This window comes from Paracoccus panacisoli (assembly GCF_042435015.1).
Taxonomy (GTDB): Bacteria; Pseudomonadota; Alphaproteobacteria; order Rhodobacterales; family Rhodobacteraceae; genus Paracoccus; species Paracoccus panacisoli.
Genome location: NZ_JBHMQU010000027.1, coordinates 106335 through 122606 on the forward strand (window position 1 = coordinate 106335; position 16272 = coordinate 122606).

Here is a 16272-nt window from a genome sequence, read left to right on the forward strand (position 1 = left end):
GGGTTTCACGTGAAGCATTTTGATGTCGCCGTGATCGGGGCTGGCCACGCTGGGCTGGAGGCTGCTGCTGCTGCGGCCCGCCTCGGCGTGTCCGTTGCACTGGTGACGATGCGGGCGGACGATGCTGGAACCATGTCGTGCAACCCTGCGATTGGCGGCCTGGGGAAGGGCCATCTTGTGCGCGAAATCGATGCGCTGGACGGGCTGATGGGGCGGCTTGCCGATGCCGCCGGGATCCAGTTCCGCTTGCTCAACCGGCGCAAGGGCCCGGCCGTTCAGGGGCCTCGGGCGCAAGCCGACAGGGGCCTGTACCGCGCCGCCGCCATCGAGGCGCTGGCGAGCTATGAGGGCATCGAACTTGTCCTCGGGGAAGTCTCCGGGTTGCAGATTGGCGGCGATGGTGTCGAAGGCCTGATCCTGGCGGACGGGACGGAAATTGTGGCGGACGCGGTCATCGTGACGGCCGGGACTTTCCTGAACGGCATCATCCATGTGGGCGACGTATCGCGCCCCGCGGGTCGTTGGGGCGGGCAGGCTGCACAGGGGCTTGGCGGCGCGCTGCTGGCCCTCGGCCTGCCGCTGGGGCGGCTGAAGACGGGGACGCCGCCCCGTCTGGCCCGCAACAGCATCGCCTGGGACGAGCTTGACCAGCAGCCGGGGGACGACGCTCCCGCGATGCTTTCGTTCCTGAGCGAGGCCCCTATCGCTCCGCAGGTGTCCTGCGCGATCACCCACACGAACGCGGCCACCCACCAGATCATCCGCGACAACCTCGGGCGGTCGGCCATGTACGGCGGCCGCATCGACGGGATCGGGCCGCGCTACTGCCCGTCGATCGAGGACAAGGTCGTGCGCTTCGCCGACAAGGAATCGCACCAGATCTTTCTCGAGCCGGAAGGGCACGACAGTCGGTTAGTCTATCCGAACGGCATCTCGACCTCACTGCCCGAGAACGTGCAGCTTGCCTACGTGAGGTCGATCCGCGGCCTGGAGGCTGCCGAGATCGTGCAGCCCGGCTATGCCGTCGAGTATGACTATATCGACCCCCGCGCGCTCAAGCCGACCCTCGAGCTGCGGGCCGTGCGGGGTCTGTACCTGGCGGGTCAGATCAACGGCACCACCGGCTATGAAGAGGCGGCGGCGCAGGGACTGGTCGCCGGGATGCACGCGGCCTGTGCGATCACCGGCCGACCCCCGGTCCCGTTCAGCCGGGTTAATAGCTATATCGGCGTGATGATCGACGATCTGACGACCCGGGGGGTCACCGAGCCGTACCGGATGTTTACGTCCCGGGCGGAGTTCCGGCTGTCCCTACGCAGCGACAACGCCGATCGCCGGCTCACCCCGGCGGGGATCGAAAGCGGTCTCGTCGCGGATGACCGCCGTGCTGCCTTCACGCACAAGTTGCGCCGCTATCAGAGCCTCCGCTCGCTGACCGAAAGCATCTCGCTGACGCCGATCGAACTCGCAGCAAGGGGCGTCCCGGCCCGCCAGGATGGTCAGCGCCGCAGCTTGTTCACGCTGCTGTCGCAACCCGACCTCGATACCTCTATCGTCCTTGATGCCTTGCCAGACAAAGGCGCCGCAGACCCCACCACGCTGGAGATGGTCCGAGCCGATGCGCTCTACGCTCAGTTCGCCGAACGCCAGGACCGCGACGCGGACGCCCTTCGTCGTCTGGAGGCCATCGCGATCCCCGACTGGCTCGACTTCACCGCGATGCCCGGTCTGTCCAACGAACTGAAATCGAAACTGACCGCGCACCGTCCGGCCACCGTGGCGGCGGCGGGCGCCATAGAGGGGATCACCCCCGCGGCGCTGACACTCATCCTCGCCCATATTCGTGCTGGCCGGTCGGCGGCATGAGTGCTTCACGTGAAGCACGACTGGCGATGTACGCGTGCCTGATCCGCAAATGGAATCCGGCGATCAACCTCGTCGCACCTGCTACACTTGCCAACCTCGAGGAACGCCACCTCGCCGATAGCGCCCAACTGGCGGACCTCGCTCCTGCAGACGGCGACTGGCTGGACATCGGCAGCGGCGGCGGTCTCCCCGGCCTGGTTGTGGCAATCTGCCACCCGGATCGACCGACCCGGCTGGTCGAATCCGACCGCCGCAAGGTCGCCTTCCTGCAATCCACCATCCGCGCCCTCGACCTCCCGCAGTGCGAGGCCGTCGCGGCACGCATCGAAACCCTCGCCCCGGCCAATGCCCGCCACCTCAGCGCCCGTGCGCTTGCCCCCTTGAGCCGCCTCGTGCCATATCTTGACCGGCATCTGGCACTGGGCGGGACGGGTTGGCTGATGAAGGGGCGGAACTGGCAGGCGGAACTCGAGGCTGCGGGCCCGCTCGACAACTACCGCGTCACCGCACACCCGAGCGTGACCGACCCCGAGGCCGCAATCCTGCAGCTCGACAGGCTTTCCGCGTGACCGACCGTCAGATCATCGCCATCGCCAACCAGAAGGGCGGGGTCGGCAAGACCACGACCGCGATCAACCTCGGCGCGGCGCTGGCCGAACTGGGGCGCAGCGTCACCATCCTTGACCTTGACCCACAAGGGAATGCCTCGACAGGCCTCGGCATCCCCGCCCACCAGCGGCAACCGAGCAGCTACGACCTGCTGATCGGCGACGCCCGCGTGTCAGAGTGCATCCGCCCGACGGCCCACCCCGGCCTGAGCGTCATCCCGGCGACCGCCGACCTTGCCTCGGCCGAACTCGACATTGCCGACCGCGCCCGCCGTGTGCAGTTGCTCGCCGACGCGCTGACCGATGCTGAAGGCACGGTCCTCATCGACTGCCCGCCCGCGCTCGGCCTGCTCACCCTCAACGCGATCGTCGCCGCCGACAGCCTCCTCGTACCCCTGCAGGCCGAGTTCTACGCCCTTGAGGGCCTCTCGCAGCTCATGCTCACCGTGCGCCAGGTCCGCAGCAGCGCCAACCCGCGACTGCGGATCGAGGGCGTGCTGCTCACCATGTCGGACTCCCGCAACAACCTGTCCCAGCAGGTCGAGACCGACGCCCGCGAAACCCTCGGCCCGCTGGTCTTCGACACCGTCGTCCCCCGCAACGTGCGCGTGTCCGAATCGCCCTCGCACGCGCTGCCGGTCATCCACTACGACCCCGCGTCCAAGGGCAGCGCCGCCTATCGCGCCCTCGCGCGCGAGATCACCGCCGCCGCCGACCGCCGCAGAACGGAGCCCGCCCATGGCTGACGCCCGCCCCCGCAAAGCCAGCCTCGGCCGCGGCCTGTCCGCCCTGATGGCCGACGTCGAGCTGACCCCGGGCAGCAGCCCGCAGCCAACCCGCGCGATCCCTGTCGAACAGATCACCCCCAACCCCGACCAGCCCCGCCGCGTCTTCGACCCCGACGCGCTCGCCGAACTCGCCGCCTCGCTCAAGAACCGCGGCGTGCTGCAGCCGCTCATCGTCCGTCCCCACCCGACCGAGCCCGGCCTCTACCAGATCGTCGCCGGCGAACGTCGCTGGCGCGCGGCCCAGATCGCGCAACTCCATGAACTTCCAGCGATAATCCGTGAACTGGACGACACCGAGGTGCTCGAGGTCGCTCTGATCGAGAACATCCAGCGCGCCGACCTCAATGCCATCGAGGAGGCCGCTTCGTTCCGCCAGCTCATGGACCGCTTCGGCCACACCCAGGACAAGCTGGCCGAGGCACTCGACAAGAGCCGCAGCCACATCTCCAACTTGCTGCGGCTCCTGAACCTGCCCGAGCAGGTCCAGACCTTCGTCCGCGACGGCAAGCTGAGCGCAGGCCACGCCCGCGCCCTGATCACGACGCCCGATCCGGTCGCGCTGGCCCGCCGGGTCATCGAGCGCGGCCTGTCGGTGCGCGAAACCGAAGCGCTGGCCCGTCAGGCGACGCAAAAGCGCGAGACGCCCGCCGAAAAACCCCGCGCCGAAAAGGACGCCGACACCCGCGCGATCGAATCGGATCTCGGCGCGCAACTCGGGATGCGTGTCCGCATCGAACACGTCGGCCAGGACGGCGGCCGCCTGACCGTAACCTACCGCGACCTCGACCAGCTCGACCGTCTCTGCCAGCTCCTCAGCGCCGGCGACTGAGCCAGCCCCTCAGGCCAGCGCCCGCAGGATCGCATTGAGCACCGGCCGCCCTGCGGGCGTGACCCGCAGTCGGTTGCCGTCCGTCTCGACGAACCCCATGCCGCGCAGCGCGTCGATAGCCCGCGCATCCAGCTCCCGGCCGGCCAGCCGCGCGTAGCGGCCCAGGTCCATCCCCTCGGCCAGCCGCAGCGACATGAGCAGATACTCCGTCGCCTGCTCGTCTTGCGGCACCACCACCCGCGGCGCCTCTCCGAACCCCGCGTCGACCGCAGCCAGCCACGCGCCCGGCGCCCGCGGGGCCTCGGTCGCCCACCGCTGACCCTTGAGCGTCACGCGCCCGTGCGCGCCCGGCCCGATCCCGATCCAATCGCCCTGCCGCCAATAGACGAGATTGTGCCGGCTCTCGGATCCCGGCGCCGCATGGTTCGACACCTCATAGGCCGGCATCCCGTGATCGGCGCAAATATCCTGCGTTTCCATGTACATATCGGCCGCCAGATCATCGTCCGGCAGACCGCGCAGCTTCCCGGCCGCGGCCCGTGCGCCGAACACCGTCCCGTCCTCGACCGTCAGCTGGTAAAGCGACAGGTGATCGACGGCCATTGACAGCGCCTCGCGCAACTCCCGTCGCCAAGCCTCGCGCGACTGGTCCTGCCGGGCATAGATCAGATCGAAGCTCACCCGGCCGAAGCATCCCCGCGCAACGTCGAACGCCGCCCGCGCCTCGGCGACGGTGTGCATCCGCCCCAGCCGGCGCAGATCGGCGTCATCGAGCGCCTGCACCCCCATCGACAGCCGGTTCACCCCGGCGTCGGCATAGGCCTGGAACCGCCCCCGCTCGACACTGCCGGGGTTGGCCTCGAGCGTGATCTCGATGTCGTTCGCCAGTGGCCATGCCGCCCGCGCGGCGTCGATCACCCCCGCCACCACCTCTGGCGCCATCAGCGAGGGCGTCCCGCCGCCGAAGAACAGGCTGCCAAGCACCCGACCCGGGGTCTCTGCCGCCGCCCGGGCGATCTCGGCCACATAGGCCGCCAGCCACCGCCCCTGGTCGATGGTCACCGCGACATGGCTGTTGAAGTCGCAATACGGACATTTCGAGGCGCAGAAGGGCCAGTGGACGTAAAGCCCGAACCCGCCGTTCCGCCAGTCCTCGCTCATTCCCGCAGCGCCGTCACTTCGATCTCGACCTTCATCTCGGGCCGGATCAGGCCGGCCACCACCATCGTCGCCGCCGGACGCACCTCGCCCAGCCAGCGTGCCAGAACCGGCGCGATCTCCCTGACAAGCGCGGAGTCGGTGATCGTGTACTGCACCCGCACCACGTCGCCCATCCCGAACCCGGCGTCGGCCAGCACCGCCCCGATGGTGGAAAAGGCATTCTCGGCCTGATCCGCCGCCGCCTCGGGCATCGCCATCGCCGCGTAATCATAGCCCGTGGTGCCCGAGACGAAACACCACGGCCCCTTGACCACCGCCCGGCTGTAGCCCAGCTCCGCCTCGAACGGCGACCCGCCCGAGATCCTACGCAAGCGCCGCCTCCAGCGCCGCAAAGGCGCGGGCCCGGTGGCTGATGGCATTCTTCTCGGCGAAATCCATCTCGGCATAGGTCCGGTCATGCCCGTCGGGGATGAACATCGGGTCATACCCGTGCCCGAGCGCACCCCGCGGCGGCCAGACGAGCCGCCCCGGCGCGACGCCCTCGAACACCTGCTCTTCGCCCTCCGGCGTCAGCAGCACCAGCGTCGCCCGGAACTGCGCCCGCCGCGGCTCGGGGGCGCCCCGCGCCTCGAGCGCCTCCCACGTCCGCCGCATCGCCTGCATGAAGTCACGCCCCGCGCCGGTCTCGGCCCAGTCCGCGGTATGCACCCCCGGCGCCCCGTCCAGCCCGTCCACGGTGATCCCGCTGTCGTCGGCCAGCACCGGCAGCCCTGTCGCCTCCATCGCTGCGCGGGCCTTGATCCGGGCGTTCCCGACGAAACTCTCCTCGGTCTCGGCCGGCTCGGGAAGCCCGTGCTCGGCCGCGCCCGTCACGGTGATCCCCAGCGGCGCGAACAGCGCCCGCATCTCCTCAAGCTTGCCGGCATTGTGCGTGGCGATCAGCAGCGTCCGCCCGGCCCACGCGCTCATGCCGCCGCCCCGATCGCCGCCTTCTGCGCCGCGACCAGCCCGGCCACGCCCTGTTCGGCCAGATCCAGCAGCTCGACCATCTGCGCGCGCGAGAACGCGGCGCCCTCGGCCGACATCTGCACCTCGATCAGCCGACCCGCGCCGGTCATGACGAAGTTGCCGTCCGTCCCGGCCTCGCTGTCCTCGGCATAGTCGAGATCCAGCACCGGCTGCCCGGCATAGATGCCGCAGCTCACCGCCGCGACGTGATCGAGGATCGGGTCGCTGGTCAGCACCCGCGCCGCCAGCATCCGGTTCACCGCCAGCCGCAGCGCCACCCACCCCCCGGTGATCGCCGCGCAGCGGGTGCCGCCGTCCGCCTGGATCACGTCGCAGTCGATGACGATCTGCCGCTCTCCCAGCGCCGGCCGGTCCACGCCGGCGCGCAGCGCCCTACCGACAAGCCTTTGAATCTCTTGCGTTCTTCCAGACTGCTTGCCCGCCGCTGCCTCGCGCCGGTTGCGGGTGTGCGTCGCCCGCGGCAGCATCCCGTATTCCGCCGTGACCCAGCCCTGCCCGGTGCCGCGCAGGAACGGCGGCGGCTTGTCCTCGACCGAGGCCGAGCACAGGACATGGGTGTTGCCGACCCGGATCAGGCACGAGCCTTCTGCATGGGCCATCACCCCGGTTTCGATTGAAATCGGCCGCAATTCGCCTAACGTCCTGCCAGAGGGTCGCATGGGGTGATCCTTTCCCGCCCGGTTGTCGGGCCCGGTCCGCGCCGGGCACCTGCCGCCGCTTCCGCCGGGGCCGCATCGCCCGGCCCGTCACGGCCCGTCCAGATACAGGCCCCGCCCGCGCCACCGCAACCCGAATGCCCGACCCCGCCAACCCGCCCAGCCCGCCCGCAGGTCCGCTCGCCGACCTGAACGACCGCTCGCGCGAGGTCTTCCGCCGCGTGGTCGAGCTCTACCTCGAGACCGGAGAGCCGGTCGGCTCGCGCACGCTGACGCGCGGCATGGCGGTCTCGGCTGCGACGATCCGCAACGTGATGCAGGATCTCGAATACATGGGACTGCTCGAAAGCCCCCACGTCTCGGCCGGCCGCTTCCCGACCCAGCAGGGCCTGCGCCTCTTCGTGGACGGGCTGATGGAGGCCGGGCCGATCCGCCCCGAGGACCGCGCCATGATCGCCGAGCTCGTCGGCGACACCGCCCCCGACACCGGCGCGCTGCTCGACCGCGTCTCGACCGCCCTCTCGCGCCTCACCCGCGGCGCCTCGGTGGTGTTGATGCCGCGCCAGGCCGAGGCGCCGCTGAAGCACATCGAGTTCGTGAGCCTCGCCCCCGATCGGGCGCTGGTAATCCTCGTCTTCGCCGACGGCCGGGTGGAGAACCGCCTGTTCAGCCCGCCCCCCGGCCAGACCCCCAGCTCGCTGCGCGAGGCCGGCAACTTCCTCTCGGCCCGCGCCGAGGGCCATACGCTCGCCGAGCTGCGCCGCGACATGGCGACCCACATCGCCCAAGGCCGGCGCGAGATCGACAGCCTCGCCGCCCAGCTCGCCGAGGCCGGCCTCGCCTCGTGGGATGCCGAGGCCCCCGACCCGCGGCTGATCGTCCGCGGCCGCGCCCATCTGCTGGAACACGAGGCCGCCGACCTCGACCGCATCCGCAGCCTCTTCGACGACCTCGAGCGCAAACGCGACATCGCCCGCTTCCTCGAACTCGCCGAAGAGGGCGAGGGGGTGCGCATCTTCATCGGCTCCGAGAACCAGCTTTTCTCACTTTCGGGTTCCTCTCTCGTCGTTTCCTCCTATATGAACGCTGACCGAAAGATCGTGGGCGCCGTGGGCGTGATCGGGCCGACCCGGCTCAATTACGGGCGCATCGTCCCGATCGTGGATTACACCGCCCAGCTGGTCGGTCGGGTGCTGTCCGACCGGAAAGGATGAGACGATGAGCGACACGCCAAACCCCAACGACCTGTCCGACATTCCGCTGGATGCCGACCGCCCCACGGCGCTCGACGACCTGCTCGACCAGGACGCCGCGGACCCGATGGCCGCGCTGGCGGCCGAGCGCGACGACTATCGCGACCGCTTCATGCGGGCGCTGGCGGATGCCGAGAACGCCCGCAAGCGCGCCGACAAGGACCGCCGCGAGGCCGAGAACTACGGCGGCTCGCGCCTCGCCCGCGACCTGCTGCCCGTCTATGACGCCCTGCACCGCGCGATCGAGGCGGCGGGCGCCGAGCGTGCCGCCGCCCCGCAGCTGATCGAGGGGGTCGAGCTGACGCTGCGCGAGCTGCAGAACGTCTTTTCCCGCCACGGCATCCGGGTCATCAGCCCCGCCCCGGGCGACCGCTTCGACCCGCAGAGCCACGAGGCGATGTTCGAGGCCCCGGTCCCAAACACCAGCGCCGGCGACATCATCCAGGTGATGTCCAACGGCTTCATGCTGCACGACCGGCTGCTGCGCGCGGCCCAGGTCGGCGTGTCCTCGACCCCGGCCAGCGCCGGCTGAGCGGCGCGGGGACGGCCTCGGCCCGATGCCTGACCCGATCCTCCGACCCGAGGCGGTGTTCGACGGCCACCGCCTCGTCCGCGGCGTGGCGCTGCGCCTGTCGGACCCCCCGCAGATCGTCCCGGACCCGCCGGTAGACGCCCGTCCCGTCGCTGGCATCGTCAGCCCCGGGCTCTTCGACCTACAGGTAAACGGCGGCGGCGGGGTGCTGTTCAACGCCGATCCCACGCCCCAGGGGATCGCCGCGATCCTCGCCGCGCACCGCCGCTTCGGCACCACCCGGCTCCTCCCCACGCTCATCACCGACGCCCCCGAGGTTGCCGAGGCCGCCGCCGCCGCCATCCGCGCCGCCTGGGGCACCCCCGGCCTGCTCGGCCTGCACCTCGAGGGCCCCCACATCGCCCCCGCCCGCCGCGGCACCCACGCCGCGCGGCATATCCGCCCCCTCGACGACTGCACCCTGACGCTGGCCGAGTCGCTCCGCGCCGACGGCATCCCGCTCCTCCTCACCCTCGCCCCCGAGGCCGCGACCGCGGCCCAGATCGCCCGCCTCGCCGCCGCCGGCGTAATCGTCTCGCTCGGCCACAGCGACGCCACCGCCGCCGAGACCGAGGCCGCGCTGGCCGCAGGCGCCCGCAACTTCACCCATCTCTTCAACGCCATGTCGCAGATGCAGGGGCGCGAGCCCGGCATGGTCGGCGCAGCGATCCTCTCGGACGCCGAGATCGGCCTGATCTGCGACGGCCACCACGTCAGCGACGCCATGCTGACCCTCGCCCTGCGCGCCCACGGGGCGGGCCGCTGCCACATCGTCTCGGACGCCATGCCCACGGTCGGCGGGCCGGACCACTTCACCCTCTACGGGCAGACGATCCGCGTGGCCGACGGCCGCCTGATCAACGCCGAAGGCCGCCTCGCCGGCGCCCACACGACGATGGCCGAAGGCGTCGCCCGCCTCGTCACCGCCCTCGGCCAGCCCCTGGAAACCGCGCTGCGCATGGCGATCACCAATCCCGCCCGCGTCATCGGCGCCGACCCGTCGCTCGAATCCCAGCCCGCCGCCGACCTGCTGATCTGGAACGCCGCGCTCAAACCGCGCTTCCTCACCGACACGCTGGGCTGATCGCGCCCGCCCTCCGCGCCGGCGACGTCCGCAAATCCCCCACTTTCCGCCGACTTGCGCGACCCCGGCCGCTGGCTCACGCTCGCAGCCATATGGTTTAGCGGAGGACGAACCATGGTGAACATCCACCCCGCCGTGGACAACGGCATCCCGCGCGCGGCGCCGGGCTTTTCCGGCGGGACGCTGACCTGCCACTGCGCCAGCGATCCGGTCAAGGTCCGCGTCGGCGCCCAGACCGCCCACAACCACGTCTGCGGCTGCACCAAGTGCTGGAAGCCCGACGGCGCGATCTTCGCCCAGATCGCTGTCGTCAGCCGCGACGCGGTCGAGGTGCTCGAGAACGGCGACAAGCTCGCAATCGTCAACAAGGACGCCCCGATCCAGCGCTACGCCTGCACCGGCTGCGGCGTGCACATGTACGGCCGGATCGAGAACACCGAGCACCCGTTCTACGGGCTCGACTTCGTCCACACCGAGCTGTCGGACGAGGACGGCTGGTCCGAGCCGGGCTTTGCCGCCTTCGTCTCGTCGATCATCGAATCGGGGGTCAGCCCCGACCGCATGGACGCGGTGCGCGCCCGGTTGCGCGAGATCGGGCTCGAGCCCTATGACGCGCTCTCGCCGCCGCTGATGGACGCCATCGCCACGCACGTGGCCAAGAAATCCGGCAAGCTCGGCACGCTGCACGTCTGAGCCGGCGCCGGCCAAGCCATCCCGCGGGGGCCGGTTCGCGCCGGCCCCCCGAGCCACGACCAGACCCTGATGACCCGAACCCGAGGAGCCCCGAGATGAGAACCCGTGCCGCCGTCGCCCTAGAGGCCGGAAAGCCGCTGGAAGTCATGGAGGTCAATCTCGACGGCCCCAAGCCCGGCGAGGTGATGGTCGAGATCAAGGCCACCGGCATCTGCCACACCGACGAATTCACCCTCTCGGGCGCCGACCCCGAGGGGCTCTTCCCCTCGATCCTCGGGCACGAGGGCGCGGGCGTGGTGGTCGAGGTCGGCGCCGGCGTCACGAGCGTGAAGCCGGGCGACCACGTCATCCCGCTCTATACCCCCGAATGCCGCCAGTGCGCGTCCTGCCTCTCGGGCAAGACAAACCTCTGCACGGCGATCCGCGCGACCCAGGGGCAGGGGCTGATGCCGGACGGGACCTCGCGCTTCTCGATGCTCGATGGCACGCCGATCCATCACTACATGGGCTGCTCGACCTTCTCGAACTACACCGTCCTGCCCGAGATCGCGGTCGCCAAGGTCCGCGAGGACGCGCCCTTCGACAAGATCTGCTACATCGGCTGCGGCGTGACGACCGGCATCGGCGCGGTCATCAACACCGCCAAGGTCGAGATCGGCGCCAAGGCCGTTGTATTCGGCCTCGGCGGGATCGGTCTCAACGTGATCCAGGGCCTGCGGCTCGCCGGCGCCGACATGATCATCGGCGTGGACCTGAACCCCGGCAAGAAGCCGATGGCCGAGCGCTTCGGCATGACCCACTTCATCAACCCGAAAGAGGTCGAGAACGTGGTGCAGGAGATCGTGAACCTCACCAAGACGCCCTTCGACCAGATCGGCGGCGCCGACTACACCTTCGACTGCACCGGCAACGTCACGGTGATGCGGCAGGCGCTCGAGGCGTGCCACCGCGGCTGGGGCCAGTCGATCGTGATCGGCGTGGCGCCCGCGGGGGCCGAGATCGACACCCGGCCGTTCCAGCTCGTCACCGGGCGGGTGTGGAAGGGCTCGGCCTTCGGCGGCGCCCGGGGCCGGACCGACGTGCCGAAGATCGTGGACTGGTACATGGACGGCAAGATCGAGATCGACCCCATGATCACCCACACGCTGACGCTGGATGAGATCAACAAGGGCTTCGACCTGATGCACGCCGGCGAATCCATCCGCTCGGTCGTCATTTACTGATCCTTCAGGGATGCTTAGGTAAGGTCGCGGCGGGGGCATCCGTGCCCCCCGCCGTGCCATGTGAAAGGACGACCCGATGCTGCGCCCGTTTCCGCCCCATCTGCTGAACGACGACGACGACGAGGAAGAGGACGAGCCGCGCGAGGATCGCCGCCACAAGGACGAGGGTGAGGGTGAGCTGGGGATGCCGGCCGGTGACCGGATCGCCAAGCTCTACTTCAAGTCGCGCACGGTGATCGTCGCCGGGCCGATCAACGACAAGCTGGCGCAGCGCACCGTCTCGCACCTGCTGGCGCTGGCCGAGGACAGCGACAAGCCTATCAACATGCTGATCTCGTCGCCCGGCGGCCACGTCGAATCCGGCGACATGATCCACGACGTGATCAAGTTCATCCGCCCGACCGTGCGGACCATCGGCTCGGGCTGGGTCGCCTCGGCCGGGGCGCTGATCTTCGTCGGTGCCGATCGCGAGAACCGCTTCTGCCTGCCCAACACCCGCTTCCTGATCCACCAGCCCTCGGGCGGGATCGGCGGCACCTCGTCGGACATGATGATCCAGGCCGAACAGGTGCGGCTGATGCGCGAGCGCCTGAACCAGATCTTCGCCGATGCCACCGGGCAGAGCGTCGAGCGGATCGAGAAGGACACCCAGCGCGACTTCTGGCTGAACACGCAAGAAGCGCTGGACTACGGGCTGCTCGGCCGCGTCATCCGCAGCGTGGACGACCTCGCCTGACGGCAAAGCGGGGCGGGGGGCCTTCGGGCCTACCCGCCCCACACCCGCGAGCCCGGCTGACGTCGGACCCGCACGGCCCAGCGTCCGCACGCGCCCAACCCTTCTGTCTGGCCCAGATACCCCGGCCCCGGCGGCGCCCTCCGCGCCCGCCCTTCGGCTGAGGCGCGGCGCTTTGCGGTTGCCTCGGACCCCCGCCCGGCCTTTCATCCCCCCATCCATTCCAGTGACCCGGAGTTCCCCATGCCGCTCGAGACCATCTCGGAAAACCGCAGCTTCGGCGGAACCCAGGGCGTCTATCGCCACCGATCTGAGTCGACGGGCACCGACATGACCTTTGCCGTCTACCTGCCGCCCGACGCCGAGGGCGGGCCGGTGCCTGTGCTCTGGTATCTCTCGGGGCTGACCTGCACGCACGAGAACGCCATGACCAAGGCCGGGGCGCAGCAATGGGCGGCCGAGACCGGGCTCGCGCTGGTCTTTCCCGACACCTCGCCCCGCGGCGAGGGGGTGGCCAACGACGAGGCCTACGACCTCGGGCAGGGCGCGGGCTTCTACGTCAACGCCACGCAGTCGCCGTGGACGCCGCATTTTCGGATGTGGGATTATGTCGTGGACGAGCTGCCGGGCGTGGTCTTCGACGCCTTCCCGCTGGACCGCGAGGCGCAGGGGATCACCGGGCACTCGATGGGCGGCCACGGCGCGCTGACCATCGCCATGACCCACCCCGAACGCTACCGCAGCGTCTCGGCCTTCGCGCCGATCGCCCATCCGACCGAATCGGACTGGGTGCGCAAGCAGTTCACCGCCTATCTGGGCGAGGACCGCAGCGCCTGGGCACCCCACGACGCGACGCTGCTCATGCGCGAGCGCGGCTATCCGGGCGAGATCCTGATCGACCAGGGCAGCGACGACCAGTTCCTCGACCTGCTCAAGCCCGAATCGCTGGCCGAGGCGATGCTGGCCCGCCGCCAGCCCGGCATGATCCGCATGCAGCCGGGCTACGACCACAGCTACTGGTTCGTGCAGAGCTTCATGGGCGACCACGTCCTGTGGCACGCCGAACGGCTGGCCTGACGCCCGAATCCAACGGGAGGTTGCGCCGCCGCGGCCTCCCGCCCCCGGATTGCCGAATGTTCCCGCATTTCCCGGAAGTTCCTCATCAGACTTTACGGTGAAACCCGGCAACCCGACGTTGACGCACGCCCCCGCGGGGCAAAGGCTCACCTCAGGGAGAGCGTCCGCCGACCACCGGCCGGGCACTCGCAACGCGGAGGACACCCATGAAATACCTGCTCAGCGGCACCGCTGCCGTTCTCGCCCTGTCGGCCACGGCCGTGCTGGCCAACGACAGCGTGAAGGAGGCGACCGCCAACCCCGCCCAGTGGGCGATCCAGACCGGCGACTACGCCAACACGCGCTATTCGAACCTCGACCAGATCAACGCCTCGAACGTGGGCGACCTGCGGGTGGCGTGGACGTTCTCGACCGGGGTGCTGCGCGGGCACGAGGGCTCGCCGCTGGTGATCGGGGACATCATGTATGTCCACACGCCCTTCCCGAACAACGTCTTCGCGCTCGACCTCAACGACAACGGCAAGATCCTGTGGCGTTACGAGCCGCAGCAGGACCCGAACGTGATCGCGGTGATGTGCTGCGACACGGTGAACCGCGGGCTCAGCTACGCCGACGGGATGGTGTTCTTGTCGCAGGCCGACACCACCGTGGTGGCGCTGGACGCCAAGACGGGTGAGCCGAAGTGGTCCCACAAGGTCGGCGACCCCGCCATCGGCGAGACGCTGACCGCGACCACCATGCCGGTCAAGGACAAGCTGATGGTCGGCATCTCGGGCGGCGAATACGGCGTTCGCGGGCGGATGACCGCGCTCAACATCAAGGACGGCACCGAGGCGTGGAAGGCCTATTCGACCGGTCCCGACGCCGAGATGCTGATGGACCCCGAAAAGACCATGTCGCTCGGCAAGCCGGTCGGCGCCGACAGCTCGCTCAAGTCGTGGGAAGGCGACCAGTGGAAGATCGGCGGCGGCTCGATCTGGGGCTGGTTCTCGTATGACCCCGACCTGAACCTGATCTACTACGGCACCGGCAACCCCTCGACCTGGAACCCGGCCCAGCGTCCGGGCGACAACAAGTGGTCGATGACCATCTTCGCCCGCGACGCCGACACCGGCATGGCCAAGTGGGTCTATCAGATGACCCCGCATGACGAGTGGGACTTCGACGGCGTCAACGAGATGATCCTGACCGACCAGGACTTCAACGGCGCGCCGCGCAAGCTGCTGACCCACTTCGACCGCAACGGCTTCGCCTATACGCTCGACCGCGAGTCGGGTGAGCTGCTGGTGGCCGAGAAGTACGACCCGGCGGTGAACTGGGCGACCGAGGTGGTCATGGACCCGGCGAGCGACCAGTACGGCCGCCCGCAGGTAGTGCCCGAGTTCTCGACCGCCCAGAACGGCGAGGACACCAACACCACCGGCATCTGCCCCGCGGCGCTCGGGACCAAGGACCAGCAGCCGGCGGCGTTCAGCCCCAAGACCAACCTGATGTACGCGCCGACCAACCACGTCTGCATGGACTACGAGCCGTTCCGCGTCGCCTACACCGCCGGCCAGCCCTATGTGGGCGCCACGCTGTCGATGTATCCGGCCCCGAACAGCCACGGCGGGATGGGCAACTTCATCGCCTGGGACAACGTCAAGGGCGAGATCAAGTGGTCGCTGCCCGAGAAGTTTTCTGTCTGGTCCGGCGCGCTGGCGACCGCGGGCGACGTGGTGTTCTACGGCACGCTAGAGGGCTACCTGAAGGCGGTGGACGCCACCTCCGGCAAGGAGCTCTACAAGTTCAAGACGCCCTCGGGGATCATCGGCAACGTCATGACCTATGAGCATGGCGGCAAGCAGTATGTCGGCGTCCTGTCGGGCGTCGGCGGCTGGGCCGGCATCGGCCTCGCGGCGGGCCTCACCAACCCGAACGAGGGTCTGGGCGCGGTCGGCGGCTATGCCGCGCTCTCGGACTACACCGAGCTCGGCGGCCAGCTGACGGTCTTCGAACTGCCGGGCGGCGGCACGGCCCAGACGGGCATGAGCGGCATGTCGGGGATGTCCGGTATGGGCGGCATGTCGGGCATGTCTGGCATGGATGGCATGAGCGGGATGTCGGGCATGGGTGGCATGTCCGGGATGGACGGCATGTCGGGCATGAGCGGCATGGGCGGCATGAGTGGCATGTCCGGCATGGATGGTATGTCGGGAATGTCCGGCATGGGTGGCATGTCGGGGATGGACGGCATGTCCGGGATGGGAGGCATGAGCGGCATGTCCGGCATGGCGGCCGATCCGACCGCGCCCGCGGCCGGCCAGGGCGGCAGCTCGGCGGTCGAGACCGGCACCGTCTCGCCCAACGAGGCGCCCGCCGGGACCCCGGCCGCGAAGCCCTCGAACTGAGGGGGCGGGGCGCGCCCGCGCCCCGTGCCACCAAAGTGTGACTGCACAGATGAACCGCCCCGAGGCTAACCTCGGGGCGGTTCGGTTCGGAGGAGACCGCACCGCTTGGAGGAGATACAGCCGATGACCGTTACAAGGACCGCAGCCGTCCTGGCGCTTGGCAGCCTGCTGGCGCTGGGCACCGTGGCCGAGGCCCAGACTGCCGCGCCCGATCCCGCCACCGCCGGGGCGGGGGCCGCCGCGGCGACCTCGGGGGCCGGGGCAGCGGCCGCGGCCTCCGGCAACAGCGCACCGGCCCCGGCGGCGGCCCC

The 16272-nt window shown here is 69.8% G+C and carries 16 protein-coding genes and 1 pseudogene; 13 read left to right on the forward strand and 4 right to left on the reverse strand.

Annotated elements, in window-relative coordinates; translation table 11 throughout:
• Positions 1-9 precede the first annotated feature (9 nt).
• The 4 genes from mnmG to ACFHYO_RS07250 are packed head-to-tail and all read left to right on the forward strand — an operon-like array spanning position 10 to position 4091.
• Positions 10-1866 (forward strand): tRNA uridine-5-carboxymethylaminomethyl(34) synthesis enzyme MnmG, encoded by a 1857-nt coding sequence (gene mnmG, locus ACFHYO_RS07235; protein WP_394319395.1) that lies wholly within the window; start codon positions 10-12, stop codon positions 1864-1866.
• Positions 1867-1892: 26 nt separating this feature from the next.
• Positions 1893-2435, forward strand: a complete 543-nt coding sequence (gene rsmG / locus ACFHYO_RS07240; protein WP_394319397.1) for a 16S rRNA (guanine(527)-N(7))-methyltransferase RsmG — start codon at positions 1893-1895, stop codon at positions 2433-2435.
• On the forward strand, positions 2432-3220 hold the full coding sequence (locus ACFHYO_RS07245) for a ParA family protein (protein ID WP_394319399.1): 789 nt from the start codon (positions 2432-2434) through the stop codon (positions 3218-3220). The genes rsmG and ACFHYO_RS07245 overlap by 4 nt, the downstream gene beginning before the upstream one ends.
• Complete coding sequence (locus ACFHYO_RS07250; protein WP_394319401.1) at positions 3213-4091, forward strand: ParB/RepB/Spo0J family partition protein; 879 nt, start codon at positions 3213-3215, stop codon at positions 4089-4091. The genes ACFHYO_RS07245 and ACFHYO_RS07250 overlap by 8 nt, the downstream gene beginning before the upstream one ends.
• Positions 4092-4100: 9 nt before the next feature.
• On the opposite strand, the gene hemW is transcribed toward ACFHYO_RS07250, so the two are convergent.
• Genes hemW through rph form a run of 4 tightly spaced genes read right to left on the reverse strand, consistent with a single transcriptional unit; the run spans position 4101 to position 6940 of the window.
• Positions 4101-5252: a radical SAM family heme chaperone HemW gene (gene hemW / locus ACFHYO_RS07255; RefSeq protein ID WP_394319402.1), complete on the reverse strand. Its 1152-nt coding sequence runs from the start codon at positions 5250-5252 to the stop codon at positions 4101-4103.
• Positions 5249-5623 (reverse strand): RidA family protein, encoded by a 375-nt coding sequence (locus ACFHYO_RS07260; RefSeq protein WP_394319404.1) that lies wholly within the window; start codon positions 5621-5623, stop codon positions 5249-5251. Before ACFHYO_RS07260 ends, hemW begins: the two co-directional genes overlap by 4 nt.
• Complete coding sequence (rdgB, locus tag ACFHYO_RS07265) at positions 5616-6221, reverse strand: RdgB/HAM1 family non-canonical purine NTP pyrophosphatase (RefSeq protein ID WP_394319406.1); 606 nt, start codon at positions 6219-6221, stop codon at positions 5616-5618. The genes ACFHYO_RS07260 and rdgB overlap by 8 nt, the downstream gene beginning before the upstream one ends.
• Complete coding sequence (gene rph / locus ACFHYO_RS07270) at positions 6218-6940, reverse strand: ribonuclease PH (RefSeq protein WP_036709291.1); 723 nt, start codon at positions 6938-6940, stop codon at positions 6218-6220. The genes rdgB and rph overlap by 4 nt, the downstream gene beginning before the upstream one ends.
• A 134-nt stretch (positions 6941-7074) precedes the next feature.
• Here rph and hrcA point away from each other — a divergent pair, with 134 nt between their 5' ends.
• The 9 genes and pseudogenes from hrcA to ACFHYO_RS07315 all read left to right on the forward strand — a co-directional run.
• Positions 7075-8151, forward strand: coding sequence for a heat-inducible transcriptional repressor HrcA (hrcA, locus tag ACFHYO_RS07275; protein WP_394319408.1), 1077 nt, complete (start codon positions 7075-7077; stop codon positions 8149-8151).
• Between the two features lie 4 nt (positions 8152-8155).
• Positions 8156-8722, forward strand: a complete 567-nt coding sequence (locus ACFHYO_RS07280; protein WP_036701082.1) for a nucleotide exchange factor GrpE — start codon at positions 8156-8158, stop codon at positions 8720-8722.
• Positions 8723-8747: 25 nt separating this feature from the next.
• Positions 8748-9845: an N-acetylglucosamine-6-phosphate deacetylase gene (locus ACFHYO_RS07285; RefSeq protein ID WP_394319410.1), complete on the forward strand. Its 1098-nt coding sequence runs from the start codon at positions 8748-8750 to the stop codon at positions 9843-9845.
• A 114-nt stretch (positions 9846-9959) separates the two neighbouring features.
• Positions 9960-10538, forward strand: coding sequence for an S-(hydroxymethyl)glutathione synthase (gene gfa / locus ACFHYO_RS07290; RefSeq protein ID WP_394319412.1), 579 nt, complete (start codon positions 9960-9962; stop codon positions 10536-10538).
• Between the two features lie 95 nt (positions 10539-10633).
• Positions 10634-11761: an S-(hydroxymethyl)glutathione dehydrogenase/class III alcohol dehydrogenase gene (locus ACFHYO_RS07295; RefSeq protein WP_394319414.1), complete on the forward strand. Its 1128-nt coding sequence runs from the start codon at positions 10634-10636 to the stop codon at positions 11759-11761.
• Between the two features lie 76 nt (positions 11762-11837).
• Positions 11838-12497 carry an ATP-dependent Clp protease proteolytic subunit gene (locus ACFHYO_RS07300; RefSeq protein ID WP_036701096.1) on the forward strand — a complete coding sequence of 220 codons (660 nt, stop codon included), beginning with the start codon at positions 11838-11840 and terminating at the stop codon, positions 12495-12497.
• Between the two features lie 240 nt (positions 12498-12737).
• Entirely contained in the window at positions 12738-13571 is an 834-nt protein-coding gene (gene fghA / locus ACFHYO_RS07305; RefSeq protein WP_394319416.1) for an S-formylglutathione hydrolase, read from the forward strand.
• A gap of 206 nt (positions 13572-13777) precedes the next feature.
• Positions 13778-15574 (forward strand): annotated as a pseudogene (locus ACFHYO_RS07310) (methanol/ethanol family PQQ-dependent dehydrogenase); the annotation flags it as partial.
• Between the two features lie 510 nt (positions 15575-16084).
• A partial coding sequence (locus ACFHYO_RS07315) for a hypothetical protein (protein WP_394319418.1) occupies positions 16085-16272 on the forward strand: 188 nt, incomplete at its 3' end.

Bases quoted from the DNA above. Each gene is read 5' to 3' on its own strand.
- rsmG (WP_394319397.1), top strand. From the start codon at position 1,893: ATGTACGCGTGCCTGATCCGCAAATGGAATCCGGCGATCAACCTCGTC.
- ACFHYO_RS07250 (WP_394319401.1), top strand. From the start codon at position 3,213: ATGGCTGACGCCCGCCCCCGCAAAGCCAGCCTCGGCCGCGGCCTGTCC.
- hemW (WP_394319402.1), bottom strand. From the start codon at position 5,252: ATGAGCGAGGACTGGCGGAACGGCGGGTTCGGGCTTTACGTCCACTGG.
- rdgB (WP_394319406.1), bottom strand. From the start codon at position 6,221: ATGAGCGCGTGGGCCGGGCGGACGCTGCTGATCGCCACGCACAATGCC.
- rph (WP_036709291.1), bottom strand. From the start codon at position 6,940: ATGCGACCCTCTGGCAGGACGTTAGGCGAATTGCGGCCGATTTCAATC.
- hrcA (WP_394319408.1), top strand. From the start codon at position 7,075: ATGCCCGACCCCGCCAACCCGCCCAGCCCGCCCGCAGGTCCGCTCGCC.
- ACFHYO_RS07280 (WP_036701082.1), top strand. From the start codon at position 8,156: ATGAGCGACACGCCAAACCCCAACGACCTGTCCGACATTCCGCTGGAT.
- ACFHYO_RS07285 (WP_394319410.1), top strand. From the start codon at position 8,748: ATGCCTGACCCGATCCTCCGACCCGAGGCGGTGTTCGACGGCCACCGC.
- gfa (WP_394319412.1), top strand. From the start codon at position 9,960: ATGGTGAACATCCACCCCGCCGTGGACAACGGCATCCCGCGCGCGGCG.
- ACFHYO_RS07295 (WP_394319414.1), top strand. From the start codon at position 10,634: ATGAGAACCCGTGCCGCCGTCGCCCTAGAGGCCGGAAAGCCGCTGGAA.
- ACFHYO_RS07300 (WP_036701096.1), top strand. From the start codon at position 11,838: ATGCTGCGCCCGTTTCCGCCCCATCTGCTGAACGACGACGACGACGAG.
- fghA (WP_394319416.1), top strand. From the start codon at position 12,738: ATGCCGCTCGAGACCATCTCGGAAAACCGCAGCTTCGGCGGAACCCAG.